At 34.7% G+C, this 13,706-nt stretch carries 12 protein-coding genes; 4 read left to right on the top strand and 8 right to left on the bottom strand.

Annotated elements, in window-relative coordinates:
• Positions 1-78 precede the first annotated feature (78 nt).
• The 8 genes from G7A72_RS06275 to G7A72_RS06240 form a co-directional block, all read right to left on the bottom strand.
• The gene (locus tag G7A72_RS06275; RefSeq protein ID WP_165151852.1) at positions 79-2,622 is read right to left on the bottom strand and encodes a TonB-dependent receptor; all 2,544 of its coding nucleotides are present in this window, start codon (positions 2,620-2,622) and stop codon (positions 79-81) included.
• A 242-nt stretch (positions 2,623-2,864) separates the two neighbouring features.
• Positions 2,865-3,278, bottom strand: a complete 414-nt coding sequence (locus G7A72_RS06270) for an Rrf2 family transcriptional regulator (RefSeq protein WP_165151851.1) — start codon at positions 3,276-3,278, stop codon at positions 2,865-2,867.
• Between the two features lie 206 nt (positions 3,279-3,484).
• The gene (locus tag G7A72_RS06265) at positions 3,485-4,486 is read right to left on the bottom strand and encodes a hypothetical protein (protein WP_165151850.1); all 1,002 of its coding nucleotides are present in this window, start codon (positions 4,484-4,486) and stop codon (positions 3,485-3,487) included.
• Positions 4,487-4,657: 171 nt separating this feature from the next.
• Positions 4,658-5,431, bottom strand: coding sequence for a YgcG family protein (locus G7A72_RS06260; RefSeq protein WP_241258585.1), 774 nt, complete (start codon positions 5,429-5,431; stop codon positions 4,658-4,660).
• A gap of 35 nt (positions 5,432-5,466) precedes the next feature.
• The gene (locus tag G7A72_RS06255) at positions 5,467-5,904 is read right to left on the bottom strand and encodes a TPM domain-containing protein (protein WP_113665211.1); all 438 of its coding nucleotides are present in this window, start codon (positions 5,902-5,904) and stop codon (positions 5,467-5,469) included.
• A 148-nt stretch (positions 5,905-6,052) separates the two neighbouring features.
• Positions 6,053-6,640 carry a LemA family protein gene (locus tag G7A72_RS06250; protein ID WP_113665212.1) on the bottom strand — a complete coding sequence of 196 codons (588 nt, stop codon included), beginning with the start codon at positions 6,638-6,640 and terminating at the stop codon, positions 6,053-6,055.
• A gap of 67 nt (positions 6,641-6,707) precedes the next feature.
• Entirely contained in the window at positions 6,708-7,040 is a 333-nt protein-coding gene (locus G7A72_RS06245; protein WP_091165014.1) for a MerR family transcriptional regulator, read from the bottom strand.
• Between the two features lie 92 nt (positions 7,041-7,132).
• Entirely contained in the window at positions 7,133-8,110 is a 978-nt protein-coding gene (locus G7A72_RS06240) for a M23 family metallopeptidase (RefSeq protein ID WP_165151849.1), read from the bottom strand.
• Between the two features lie 320 nt (positions 8,111-8,430).
• Here G7A72_RS06240 and alaS point away from each other — a divergent pair, with 320 nt between their 5' ends.
• From alaS to G7A72_RS06220, 4 genes are all read left to right on the top strand, one after another.
• Positions 8,431-11,067, top strand: coding sequence for an alanine--tRNA ligase (alaS, locus tag G7A72_RS06235; protein ID WP_165151848.1), 2,637 nt, complete (start codon positions 8,431-8,433; stop codon positions 11,065-11,067).
• A 104-nt stretch (positions 11,068-11,171) separates the two neighbouring features.
• Complete coding sequence (locus G7A72_RS06230) at positions 11,172-11,948, top strand: hypothetical protein (protein ID WP_165151847.1); 777 nt, start codon at positions 11,172-11,174, stop codon at positions 11,946-11,948.
• A gap of 148 nt (positions 11,949-12,096) precedes the next feature.
• Positions 12,097-13,047, top strand: a complete 951-nt coding sequence (locus G7A72_RS06225; RefSeq protein WP_165151846.1) for a GSCFA domain-containing protein — start codon at positions 12,097-12,099, stop codon at positions 13,045-13,047.
• 2 nt (positions 13,048-13,049) lie between these two features.
• Positions 13,050-13,670, top strand: a complete 621-nt coding sequence (locus G7A72_RS06220; RefSeq protein ID WP_165151845.1) for a DUF4230 domain-containing protein — start codon at positions 13,050-13,052, stop codon at positions 13,668-13,670.
• Positions 13,671-13,706 lie beyond the last annotated feature (36 nt).

Genomic DNA, 13,706 nt, shown 5'->3' with positions numbered 1-13,706 from the left:
TTTAGAAAAAAGAAACCAGCACTCTTAAAACCTGATTTTTAAGAGTGCTGTTTCAAATTTTAATTTTTTGAAAGTTTTTTAAAGTGAATATTTCAATGTAATACCATACGTTCTTTGATCTCCTAATACACCTGCATATTGTCCTGTATTACCACCAGCAGGCAATAGTTGTTCGTAATAATCTTTGTCTAAAAGGTTGCGTCCCCAGAATTGTACAGACAGACCATCTGTTGCACGGAAACCTAAACGAGCATTAAATAGCGCATAACCCTGAACTACTAAATATTTTGAAGCAGATGGACTTGAAGAGAATTCAGAACGTGCATAAGAATCAACTCCAAGGAATATTTTTCCTGTATTCCCAAAGAATTTGGCTTTGTCTGTTAGTTCACCTCCTAAAGATCCTGCCCATTTTGAAGCGCCCGGTAATGCAGTTCCGGAAACATCTTTGAATGATACTGCCGCTCCTGTTTCTTCTAGCGGAAGGGGAGCATTTGTAAATTTAACATATTTAGCATCTGTATAGGTAGCTGCTCCATTGATGGTCAAATGTTTGCTAATTACAAAACTGGCATCCCATTCTATACCTTTTACCTGTACTTTATCTGCATTGGCAAGATAGCCACGGTTTACACCTAATTCAGCTGCCTGTACATTGGTTTGAAAATCTTTGATGTCGGTATTAAAGAAGGTTATATTGAATATTGAGTTTTTAAACGGTGCTGTTTTAACTCCAATTTCATAATGATTGACTTCCTCGGGTTTAATTACGGCAAGCTCAAGAATGGGCTGTCCGGCAAGAGTAGGTAATCTAGCTACGTTGACTCCAACGGGTTTGTAGCTTTTTGCAAAAGTTGCATATGCATTAATCTTGTCAGTGGCTTTAAAAGAAAGGGTTATATTTCCAGATAAGTCAGTATTATCTGTGTTAGATGAAAAAGACTGATCCGTATAAACTAGTTTTTTCAAGGCAATTAAAGCTGGGTCATTCGTTTGGAGTCCTCCGTATGTGGTACGGTTGTAATCAGCATCTTTTTTGTCAAAATTATAACGTAAACCCGGTAATACATGTAAACGTTCTGTTATTGCCCAGTCTAACTGACCAAATACTGCCGCACTGGAAGCTCTAATGCGAGCATCCGTTGTGATACCGTATCCTTCAAATAGACTTGGTGTTTTCCATAAATTACTGGTAGTGCTTTGTGCAAATCTCCATTGTGCAGAACCAGATTCTTCTGTGCCATCTGTTTGTGATGCTTGGTCAATAAAAAATACACCTACCACACCACTTAATTTAGAGGTAAGCTGACCTGCATAACGTACTTCTTGTGTTATTTGTGTTTGTCTGGTTGGGTTTTGTGATTTTGCTAGTACTTGTAGTCCTGTAAAATCTCTATCATTTGATGGATCCCAATTCCAAAAACGCCAAGCTGTTGTTGAAGTAAGTGTTCCGTTTCCAATTTTTGAATCTATATTAAGAGATATACCTCCCATGTCTTGTCCGGAACGCCATGGTGTATCATGGTCAATTTTGCGGTCAAACGCATTTAAACTTGGTAACTGATAATTCAAATCTGCAATAATAGCATCAAATTGGCGGTAAGGCGCTCTTTGTGTAGGTGCAATACCAGCAACTACCTGTGCATATCCGTCTGGACGTTGCGTTGTGATATCTGCAGCTAGTGTAATGTTAGTTCTTTCAGAAGGGGTATAAAGCAATTGTCCTCTAATTCCTTGATTATTGAGGGTATTGGTAGGTTTTCCTGTTGCGATATTATCGATTAAACCATCACGTTGTGTACCTGAAAACGAGATACGACCAGCGATTTTTGAACTCAAAGCTCCAGTAATCGAAGCTTTAGCTTGCAAAAAATTGTAATTTCCGTAACTCACTTCAAAGTTTGCACCTGAAGTAAAACTTGGTTTACGAGTAGTAATGTTAAAGGCTCCCGAAGTTGTATTTTTACCAAATAATGATCCTTGCGGGCCGCGTAGTACTTCAATTTGATCTGTATCGATAAAATCTAAAGTGGTTGCCGCTGGACGTGCATAATAAACGCCATCAACATAAAAACCAACACCCGGGTCGATTCCATCATTTGTAAGTCCAAATGGAGAACCTAAGCTTCGAATATTAATTCCGGTATTTCTGGGGTTTGACGAATATAATTGAACTGAAGGAACAAGTTCTTTTATGCGATTAACGTTAAAAGCTCCAGATTGTTCTGCTTGTTTTCCTGTTATTACTGATATCGCTATTGGCACATCCTGTACTTTTTCTATTCGGCGTCTTGAAGAAACTACCACTTCGACCAAAGTATTTTCTTCAATAAGATTTATTTGTAATGAAGGTATTGGTAAAGAAGTGATTTCTATTTCTGCAGTTTTGTATCCTACATCTTGTACTAAAAGAGTTAAAGGGAGTTTTCCTTTTGTGTCTATTGTAAATTTCCCGTTAGAATCTGAAATCGTATTAGAGGTTGTTCCTTTTATTACAACATTTGCGGCTTCTAATGGATTATTTTGGTTTGTAGTAACCACGCCTTCAATGTTCTGTGAAAATGATATTGAGAATGTTAAAATAGATAGTATTGTAAATATGTTTTTTATAGAATTTTTCATTTATATTAAGTATATGTAATTAGTAGAATTTAGTTTAAATTTTTTTACTAGCACATACACATCATTTGAGAACTCTTTTTTTTAATTATAATTAGTCGATTTTTTTGGGATTGCCTAGTCAAAAAAGCAAGCTTACTTCGGTACGTTTTCATACGTTTAAATTTGGATTGTTAATGATATATTAAATTCGAGGCAAATATATAATTAATTCTATAATATTAGTAGGGTTTAAAATATATTTTTTATTTTTTTACTAATGAAGCAATAGTAATGCCTTGCATGGCCTTTAAAGTTTCCTCTCTAATGGTAATCAATCCGTGTCGTAGTAAGCATTCCGATTCATCGACGCAATCAGAACAGCGTTCGTAAAAATTCAATGATGCACAGGGAAGTAAAGCAATTGCACCATCAAAAAGACGGTGAATGTCGGCTAAAGTAATTTCGTTTTTAGATTTCAAAAGATAATAACCGCCAAATTTTCCTTGTTTGCTTCCTACGAAATGGCCACGTTTTAAATCCAATAGAATCTGTTCCAAAAATTTTTTTGGAATAGAGGCTGCCTCAGCAATTTCTACTGTTTTAGAGATATGGTCTACGTCTTGTTCTGCTAAATAGAGCAGTGCTTTAAGTGCATATTTGGTTTTTTGTGAAAGCATTTGATATTCGTATTACGCTTTTTAAGTCTATTAAAAACTAGGCTAAAGGTACTTGTTTTTTTAAACGAAACAACTCTAATTTATGAAGTTTTTAGATCTTCAGGATGTGTGTTTCATTATTGTGATTGCTTACCGCTAATTTGAAAAAGGATAAAGAGGCGTACAGCAGTCTTCATCCTTTTACTGTATTGGCTTAAATCACAAGTTTATTTACAAGTGCTTTTTAATTTAATAGTGTAATCTGGATTTAAGGGTTCATTTGTTTGTGCTAGTCGTTGCGAACCTATATTTGCTGGACATGCAATGTCATTAGTTGCATTATAAACAATTCGTTTTCCAGTAACCAATAGTGTTTTGGGAACATAAAGTTGTACTTTGGTTATTGCATAACCAGAGGGAAAATACCGAATGTAGTATCCATCTGGGTGTAAAGTCCAAATCCCACTTGGAATATCCGTGCGTACAGGTGCCATACCGGCAATGATGGCATATTTTTCCATTTCGGCGTAGGTATAATTGCCATTAGCTACCATTTGTCGAATATTATTTTCGGCTTCAAAAACATTTTGTACCGCTTCAGGAAGTTTTGATTTTGCTTGATTCATAATGCTCGCAGGCAATACACCTAGCATGCCACCTTCAAGGTGCGTTAATTCGGCTGTACTCAATAGTGCTACAGCAGTAAGTTTCAATTGCCCACTGAAATCGGCAAAACGGGCTCTAGCTATAATAGCCCACAATAATTCTTGTATGTTGTGCTGCTTTATTTCAGGATGTTTTTCGCCATTTTTTAAAATAGCAGTTACAATTTCTTGCTTAGGACCTAGAGTAGGTGCGTACATGTATCCATCGCCTTGAGATGGTGCAAAGGTGCCTGCTTTTAAACAATAACTTTTCGCACTCATTTCATAAAAACCATCGCACAATACATAACCACCTTCAGTAGCTTTTGGTAACAAATACAATGGTTGCGCGTTTTTGACTACTAGTAAATCAGGTAATTTTGATCCTGTTTGGTCCACATCTTCAAATGAAGTGGTAATCGATTCTGGTTTTTTCAGCACTTGATCAAGTCCCATTTTTTTGGCCCCCAAAGCAGCGCCTGCTTGTAATGCTTTTTCTTTCCAACCACTAAATTGTGCGTATCCTTGCAATCCAGTGCATAAAATTAGGATCACGATACCATGCGATAATTTTAATTTTTTCATTATTTAAAAATTTAGTTTCTTATTCAAAGATAAAATTGTTACTACTAATTTAATTAAAAAGACATTTAATTTTTTTTATAAAGAAGTTGCTTTTAGGCAAGAAAACTAATATTTAGTGCTATTTAGAAACAAAAAAAGCTGCGATTGCAGCTTTTAATTATTTTATATGTTTTACCAGTCTCCACCAGATCCACCGCCAGAGAAACCTCCACCGCCAAATCCACCGCCGAAACCTCCACCGCCAAATCCACCACCTGATGAACCTCCGCCGAAACCGCCTCCGCCACTGTTTCTGCCTAAACTGCTCAGAATAATGACGTCTAATAAACTAGGTCCTATTCCGCCACCTCTGTTACCAGAATTGCCACCGCCTTTGTTTCGCGATATCAGCACCAGTATAATGATGACAATAATAATGATTGGTAAAATCGGCAATCCTTTATCTTTGGTTGCTTTAACTCGTTCGCCTTTGTATTTCCCTTTGAAAACATCAAATAAAGCATCCGTTCCTTTGTCAAGTCCTTTGTAATAACTTCCTGCTTTAAATTCTGGAATAATAATGTTTCGGGTAATTTCTCCACCAATACCTGCAGTCAATCGATCTTCAAGACCATAACCTGCTGAGATCCATATTTTTCTTTCGGCTTTAGCCAATAAAATAAGAACTCCATTATCATTTTTTGCTGTTCCTCCAATTCCCCAAGTTTGTCCCCATTTTGGAGTAAGAATACCAATATCTTCCCCTTTGAGGGTTTCTATGGTAACAATCACAATTTGAGTAGTGGTAGAATCAGAATATTTAATCAGCTTTTCTTCTAATTGTGCTTTTTCTGTTGCGCTTAAAACATTCGCATAATCATAAACAGAAGTCTGTAAAGTTGGTTTTTCAGGAATGGTAAATTGCGCAAAGCCAATTTGTGTGAATAACAAACAAACAAATAGCATTAGGAAAATTGTAGTATTCTTTTTTTGTAATAGCATTATCCTCTAGATATTTCGTTTGATAATTCATTTGTGTCTCCTTCCAACCAAGGAAAATATTTCTGCAATTGTTCTCCGGCTCTTGTAATTCCATCAATAAGGCCTTGCTTAAAATCTCCTTTTTTGAATTCCGCCACCATAATGTCTCGGGTACAATTCCAAAAATCATCTTGTACTACGTCATTAATGCCTTTGTCACCACAAATTACAAAATTTCTGTCTTCTACCGCTAAGTAAATTAAAACACCATTTTGAAGTTCAGTTTCATCCATTTTTAGTTCATGAAAAACTTCCATGGCGCGATCATACGCATCCATGGAAGTTGTCTTTTCTATATGAACTCTAATCTCTCCAGAAGTGTTTTTTTCAGCCATACGAATAGCTTCAACAATTTCTTGTTCTTCTTCTTTGGTTAAAAAATCTTCTACTTTTGACATTGAAATATTTTTGAGTTAAAATTAACGATTTTTGATTTCAGAATTATTAAATCTGCAATAAAAACCGTTAATTTTTAAAGGTTGTTTCTTCAATTTAAATTTGATTTATTTAGACTTTTAAAAATCTAAGAAGTCTAATAATCTAACTTTAGAATTTTACTTCAACTGGTTTATCTGCACCTTCAACTGCATTAAAGTATGCTTTTTCTTTGAATCCGAATAATCCAGCAAATAAGCTGTTTGGAAACGTTTTGATGTGAGAGTTATATGGTTTTACTGCTTCGTTGAAACGCGTTCTCGCCGTTAGAATTTGATTTTCTGTGCTTGCCAATTCGTCTTGTAATTTCAAGAAGTTCTGGTTGGCTTTCAATTCTGGATACGCTTCAACCGTTACTAATAAACGGGATAATGAACTGCTCACACCACTTTGCGCTTTGTTGAATTCCGCTAATTGTTCCGGAGTAATATTTGCAGGATCAATTTTTACAGCAGTAGCTTTAGAACGCGCTTCGATAACTGCTGTCAAAGTGCTTTTTTCAAAATCAGCGGCACCTTTCACGGTGTTTACTAAATTCCCAATAAGGTCATTTCTTCTTTGATACGCTGTTTGAACATCACCCCAAGATTGTTCTACATTTTGGTTTAACGTTACTGCAGTATTATTAATTCCTTTAACCCAGCTGTAAATTACAAAAATCACAACCGCTCCAATAATCCAAGGCAAAAATCTTCTCATGTTTACTTAATTTAATGTTTATTATTTAATTGTTTAAAAAAAATTAATTGGTAAGTAGCCGTGCTGACTACAATTCGTTTTTAATATTTGTTAATTGTGTGCGTATCGTTTCCAGTTTGCGAATAATTTCAAACTTATCCAAGGTTTTCTTTTGTCCTTCTTTCAAATGGGTTTTGGCACCTTCCAGGGTAAAACCTCTTTCTTTGACTAAATGATAAATCAATTGTAAATTAGTGATATCCTCCGGAGTAAACATTCGATTGCCTTTCGCATTCTTTTTTGGTTTCAGAATATCAAATTCATTGTCCCAAAAACGAATCAGCGATGCATTCACGTCAAATGCTTTGGCTACTTCGCCAATGCTGTAATATCTTTTATCTTTAGATAATTCAATATGCATATCTGTTTTTTATTTTTTGTCCAGTTGAATTGTTACTGTATACTATTTTTTGTCTGAACATTGCGAACCGAACACTGCACCCTATTTTTGTATTAATCTAATGATTGATTCTCCTGGTTTGCCAGTTGCGCGATTACAACATATTCTACTGCCGAAATGTTTCCGTAGTAAAAATTTAGCGGATTCACCACTTTTTTATCTTTTAGAACTTCATAATGCAAATGTGGTGCTTCGGACCTTCCTGTGCTTCCTACATAACCTATAACGTCACCTCGTTTTACGCGTTGTCCAGCTCGGGCTTTATATTTGCTCAAATGTGCGTATAAAGTTTCGTATCCAAATCCATGCCGAATTACAATATGATTTCCATATCCGGAAGCGGTGTTGTCTGCTTTTGCTACCACTCCGTCACCCGTAGCATAAATGGGCGTTCCTGTTTTTGCCGTAAAATCCATTCCTTCATGCATTTTCCTTGCTTTTGTAAAAGGATCCGTGCGATAACCAAAACCGGAGGCCATTTGTTTTAAATTTTCATTTCGTACTGGCTGAATGGCAGGAATGGCTGACAAAAAATCACTTTTGGCTTCTGCCAATTTCAAAATCACATCCAATGATTTGGACTGAACCGCTAATTCCTTACCAAGGACATCAATCCTTTTTGTGGTATTGATTACCAACTGTGAATTGTCATATCCTTCTAATAATTGATACCTGTTTTTGCCTGGTAATCCTGCTTTCCGAATAGAATCTGGAATTGCTGATTTGTTAAAATACACGCGATACAAATTATTATCCCTATCCTCAATAGCTTCAATAACACCATTTACCTGATCCATTTTTTTGTTCAGCAGCGCATAATTCAATTTCAAATTCTCAATTTCACGCGCTTGCAAACGGTCTTTTGGCGTTTCAAAATAAGGAGTGTTTAGTAAAGCTACAAAACTCAAAAAACCAAACAACGCTGATGCCAATAAAAACAAGATAATAACACCAAATTTTATTCTTTTTCGTGTTTTTATTTTTCTATAGGCTAGATTTTCGGAATCGTAATAATATTTTACTTTCGACATATTTTAAAATACCCTATTTTTGCACACTGTAAAAAGGTTAGACGAACAAATTTAAGAAATGTTTCATTTGTTACACCCTTTTTTCAGGAATAAATAAAATAATGTGCCTATTCCAGCTATTCGTTACAAGTTCTCGTTTATAAATCTTTTTTTCTAATGAGCCAGCAGGAGCTTCCTCTAGTCGCTCTGCCACCTCAAGAAAAAATAGATGTATAAATCTTGAAGCTTTTCACTGCTATCTGGGGCAAAAAATGAATAGTAAAAGATGTAGTTTCAGGGATAATTAACTTTAAACCTTAAACTTTAAACTAAAATTAATAATGAAATCACAAGACGTACGTAAACAATTTTTGGATTTTTTCGCATCAAAAGGACACTTAATCGTTCCATCAGCACCTATTGTACTTAAGGACGATCCAACATTGATGTTCAATAACTCAGGAATGGCACAGTTCAAAGAATATTTTTTGGGGAACGGAACTCCAAAAAGCACCAGAATTGCCGATACGCAAAAATGTCTTCGTGTTTCAGGAAAACATAATGATCTTGAAGATGTAGGTTTTGATACCTATCATCACACGATGTTTGAAATGTTGGGTAACTGGTCTTTTGGAGATTATTTCAAAAAAGAAGCGATCAACTGGGCTTGGGAACTTTTGACAGAAGTGTATAAAATTCCAAAAGAAAATTTATACGTTTCCGTTTTCGAAGGAAATCCGGATGAAAACGTACCTTTCGATCAGGAAGCTTGGGATATTTGGAAGGAATTGATTGACGAAGACCGCATTATTCTTGGAAATAAGAAAGACAATTTTTGGGAAATGGGCGACCAAGGACCTTGTGGGCCTTGTTCAGAAATTCACGTTGACATTCGTTCTGCAGAAGAAAAAGCTTTAGTTTCAGGAAAAAGTTTAGTAAACAATGATCATCCGCAAGTTGTAGAAATATGGAATAATGTATTTATGGAATTCAACCGTAAAGCTGATGGTTCTCTGGAAAAATTACCTGCAAAACACGTTGATACCGGAATGGGATTTGAGCGTTTGTGTATGGCATTACAAGGAAAAACTTCCAATTATGATACCGATGTTTTTACACCGCTTATTGAAAAAGTAGAGCAAATTACAGGATTAAAATATACTTCAAACGAAGTTTTAAATATTAGTGAAGAGCAAAACAAAACTAATATTGCTATTCGTGTTGTGGTCGATCACGTTCGTGCCGTAGCTTTTGCTATTGCTGATGGACAATTGCCATCAAACACGGGCGCTGGTTATGTGATTCGTAGAATTTTGCGTCGTGCAATTCGTTATGGATTTACGTTCTTGAATACCAAAGAACCGTTCATCAATCAATTGGTTAGTGTTTTAGCGAATCAAATGGGGGAGTTTTTCCCAGAAATCAAAGCACAACAACAATTGGTTACGAATGTAATTCGTGAAGAAGAAGCTTCTTTCTTGAGAACATTAGACCAAGGATTACAATTATTAGAAAATGTAGTTGCCGAAACTAAAGGTTCAACTGTTTCTGGAACAAAAGCATTTGAATTATACGATACTTTCGGATTTCCAATTGACTTAACAGCATTAATTCTGAGAGAAAAAGGATTCGAACTAGACGAAGCTGGTTTTAACGCTGCAATGCAAGAACAAAAAAATCGTTCCCGTGCTGCATCGGAAGTTTCTACTGAAGACTGGTCTGTATTGATTCCTGGAAATGTGGAAACATTTGTAGGCTACGATCAATCAGAAAATAACGTGAAAATCACCCGAATCCGTAAAGTCGACAGTAAAAAAGACGGAGTTTTGTACCAAATCGTTTTAGATAACACGCCATTTTATCCAGAAGGAGGAGGGCAAGTAGGAGATAAAGGAACATTGGTTTCTGCAAATGAAACTATAGAGATCATCGACACTAAAAAAGAAAATAACCTGATTTTACATTTTACAAAACAATTACCAGAAAATGTAAACGCTGGTTTTGTTGCTAAAGTAAATCAGGATTTGAGAAGCTTGTCTTCCAGAAATCATTCGGCGACACACTTGATGCATCAAGCGTTGAGAAGTATTTTAGGAACACACGTGGAACAAAAAGGATCTTTAGTAAATCCAAACTACTTGCGTTTTGACTTTTCTCATTTTGCTAAAATGACAGAAACTGAATTGCAACAAGTGGAAGATTTTGTAAACGCAAGAATCCAAGAGCAATTGCCACTAATCGAAAGAAGAAACATTCCTTTTGCGCAAGCAGTTCAAGAAGGAGCGATGGCTTTGTTTGGAGAGAAATATGGTGATGAGGTTCGTGCGATTAAATTTGGCGAAAGCATGGAATTATGCGGTGGAATCCATGTGAAAAATACAGCTGAAATCTGGCATTTCAAAATCGTTTCTGAAGGAGCGGTTGCTGCGGGAATTCGTCGTATCGAAGCGATTACAAGTGATGCGGTAAAAGCACATTTTGCTTCGTATGAAAATACATTGAATGAAGTGAAATCAGCCTTGAAAAATCCTCAGGATATTTTGAAAGCCGTTCATTCGATGCAAGAAGAAAACGCCAAATTAGCGAAACAAATTGAAGCTTTGGTAAAAGATAAAGTAAAAAACTTGAAAGCGAGTTTAGTTGCTGAAATTCAGGAAATAAACGGCGTGCAATTCTTAGCCAAACAAGTCGATTTGAATCCAGAAGGAGCAAAAGATTTGGCTTACGAATTAGGGAATTTAGGGAATAACTTATTTTTAATTTTGGCTACTGCCGACGAAGAAAAACCAATGTTGACCTGTTATGTTTCTAAAGAATTAGTGGCGGAGAAAAATCTGAACGCAGGACAAGTAGTTCGTGAATTGGGTAAATTTATCCAAGGAGGTGGTGGCGGACAACCGTTTTTTGCGACAGCAGGTGGGAAGAATGTAGCTGGAATTCAACAAGCTTTGGATAAAGCAATTGAGTTTGTAAGGTAAGTAGAAAGATTCAAATTAGAAATGATAGGAAATGTTTTTGTAACTTTGCACTTTAATTAATTTATAAAAAATTCTAAAATAGACTATAATATAATTGACTTTTAATGAAAAAAAACAAAATATTTTGGATAGTATCGATTTGTTTATTGGCTCTTTATTCTTGTTCATCGGATAATGATGATAGCATAAAATTTATAAAAAAAATAGTTGAGACTTCAGTAAATGGAACTTCTGAAATAACTTTGTTTACTTATAATGGAAATGAAATAGTGCGTATTGACGGTGCTAAGAAACGTACCGATTTTACGTATACTGATGGCTTGATTAACAAAACGGTAACGCTAAATAAAGTAAATCAGCTTCTGGAGACTATTGAATATAGTTATCTTGAAGGAAAATTGGTTGGAGTCGAATCTTTGGGTAATTACAGAATAAAATACATTCACAACTCAGATGAAACTGTTTCTTATGAAAAATTTACGATTAGTTCAGCAAATCAGCAAGTAAAGGAATTTCACGGAAAATTGTCTTTTGAAAATGAAAACTTCTTGAAAGATGAACGAATTTTAGACAACACGGCGGTAGGAGTTACTTCAAATTATAGCATAAGTTTTGATTATGATACTAAGCATAATCCATTATATAATATTTCGGGCTACAAAAAACTGTTGGATTATAATGAAGAAATCTCTTCTAATAATAGTTTGATGAGTACTGTAATTACAAGTATTTCTAAAGACGACCAAATAACATCATCAGCTAATTTTTATACTAATTCTTTTAAATACGATTTAGATAATTACCCGATAGAACGGGTTTCCGAAAATACTGTTGCTACTAATGGAAATGGTGGTTATTTGAAAACAGAATACTTCTATTAATAAAAACATTTATGTTTGTAACAACCCTTTCAAAGTTTAAAACTCTGAAAGGGTTTTTTAATTTTAGATTTTTTAATACCAATGAAAAAAGATCTAAACCTCATTTAATTCGCTAAAATTATTCAAATTTGTAGTAAATAAATTAACAATGCAATTCAGAACCCCAATTCCCATTCTTGAAAGTAATTATCCAATAGACTACAATTCAAAGATTGTCTCTTTAGGTTCTTGTTTTGCGGTTAATATGGCAGAGAAACTGGACTATTTTAAATTTCAAAATCATTGTAATCCAGTTGGTATTTTATTTCATCCTTTAGCGATTGAAAAACTAATAGATTTTGCCGTTTCCGAAAAGCAATTTACAGAAAACGACATTTTTTTTCACAATGAACGTTGGCATTGTTTTGATGTACATTCGGATTTAAGTAATTCAAATAAAGAAGAATTGTTGGCATCTTTAAATGACCTAATCAAATCAACTAACCAACAAATAACCGAATCAACTCATGTCATCATAACATATGGAACTTCATGGGTTTATCGAAATATAGTAAGTTATTCTATTGTGGCGAATTGTCATAAAGTGCCACAAAAGCAGTTTAAGAAAGAATTACTTTCTGTTGCAGAAATAGAAAAAAGTATTGCAAATACGCTGAAATTAATTCATGCTTTAAATCCTAATTGCACTATTATTTTCACGGTTTCACCGGTACGACACATCAAAGATGGTTTTGTAGAAAACCAATGGAGCAAAGCCAATATAATTAGTGCGCTTCATGGGACTTTTGACTTTCGACTTTCGACTATAAATTACTTTCCTTCTTACGAAATAATGATGGATGAACTTAGGGATTACCGTTTTTATGCAGAAGATATGTTACATCCTAATCAAGTGGCAATCGATTATATTTGGAAACGTTTCAAGGAAACTACTATTTCTGAAACTGCTTTTGCGACGATGGATGAAGTAGAAAGTATTCAAAAAAGTCTTTCGCACAAGGCTTTTAATCCGGATTCTGAAAGTCATTTAAAGTTCGAGACCAAAGTCAGAGAAAAAATCACTAAATTGGAAAGTCAATATTCATTTATGAAATTTTAATTATGCTTAGAAGAATACTTATTGGAATAGCAGTTATTGCCGGAATATTTTTATTGTTCAAATATTGCGATTTTAAGAAAAACGATGATGAAGATATCACGTACAACACAAATCTCATTCAGCAACAAATCCTAAATGTAGGGAAATTGGTTGTTACCGAAGGTCATTTCTCAGAAGTTATCACCTATAAAAATCAACAGAAATACTTGATGGACATGCTTTCTTTCGAGAAAAAAGCTTTGGTTGTCGTCAATGCCGATGTAACTGTAGCGTATGATTTGCACAAAATGAAATACGATATCGATGAAAAAAATAAAACCATCACGATTGTTAGTATTCCAAAAGAAGAAATAAAAATCAGTCCGGATATTCAATTTTATGATGTCGAACAAAGTAAACTGAATCCTTTTACGGGAGATGATTACAATAAAATCAACAAATCAGTAAAAGCAAATCTGGCTAAGAAAATAGAAAAATCAACATTGAAAACAAATGCTCAAAATCGATTAATCAGCGAGTTGTCTAAACTATTAATCACAACGAGTCAGTTGGGTTGGACTTTAAAATACGAAGGTAAAATTATCGAAAGCGAGAAAGATTTTGGGCAAAAAATAAAATTATAATTAAAAAAGGAACCGCAAATTCACAAATTTTAGACA

Origin of the sequence: Flavobacterium sp. Sr18 (assembly GCF_011064265.1) — a bacterium.
GTDB classification, from domain to species: Bacteria; Bacteroidota; Bacteroidia; order Flavobacteriales; family Flavobacteriaceae; genus Flavobacterium; species Flavobacterium petrolei.
This window is presented reverse-complemented; position numbering and strand designations above follow the sequence as displayed.

Coding starts and splice junctions, on each gene's coding strand:
- G7A72_RS06260 (WP_241258585.1), bottom strand. CDS start 5,431: ATGCTATTTGTTTGTTTGTTATTCACACAAATTGGCTTTGCGCAATTT.
- alaS (WP_165151848.1), top strand. CDS start 8,431: ATGAAATCACAAGACGTACGTAAACAATTTTTGGATTTTTTCGCATCA.
- G7A72_RS06275 (WP_165151852.1), bottom strand. CDS start 2,622: ATGAAAAATTCTATAAAAAACATATTTACAATACTATCTATTTTAACA.
- G7A72_RS06225 (WP_165151846.1), top strand. CDS start 12,097: ATGCAATTCAGAACCCCAATTCCCATTCTTGAAAGTAATTATCCAATA.
- G7A72_RS06230 (WP_165151847.1), top strand. CDS start 11,172: ATGAAAAAAAACAAAATATTTTGGATAGTATCGATTTGTTTATTGGCT.
- G7A72_RS06240 (WP_165151849.1), bottom strand. CDS start 8,110: ATGTCGAAAGTAAAATATTATTACGATTCCGAAAATCTAGCCTATAGA.
- G7A72_RS06255 (WP_113665211.1), bottom strand. CDS start 5,904: ATGTCAAAAGTAGAAGATTTTTTAACCAAAGAAGAAGAACAAGAAATT.
- G7A72_RS06250 (WP_113665212.1), bottom strand. CDS start 6,640: ATGAGAAGATTTTTGCCTTGGATTATTGGAGCGGTTGTGATTTTTGTA.
- G7A72_RS06265 (WP_165151850.1), bottom strand. CDS start 4,486: ATGAAAAAATTAAAATTATCGCATGGTATCGTGATCCTAATTTTATGC.
- G7A72_RS06245 (WP_091165014.1), bottom strand. CDS start 7,040: ATGCATATTGAATTATCTAAAGATAAAAGATATTACAGCATTGGCGAA.
- G7A72_RS06270 (WP_165151851.1), bottom strand. CDS start 3,278: ATGCTTTCACAAAAAACCAAATATGCACTTAAAGCACTGCTCTATTTA.
- G7A72_RS06220 (WP_165151845.1), top strand. CDS start 13,050: ATGCTTAGAAGAATACTTATTGGAATAGCAGTTATTGCCGGAATATTT.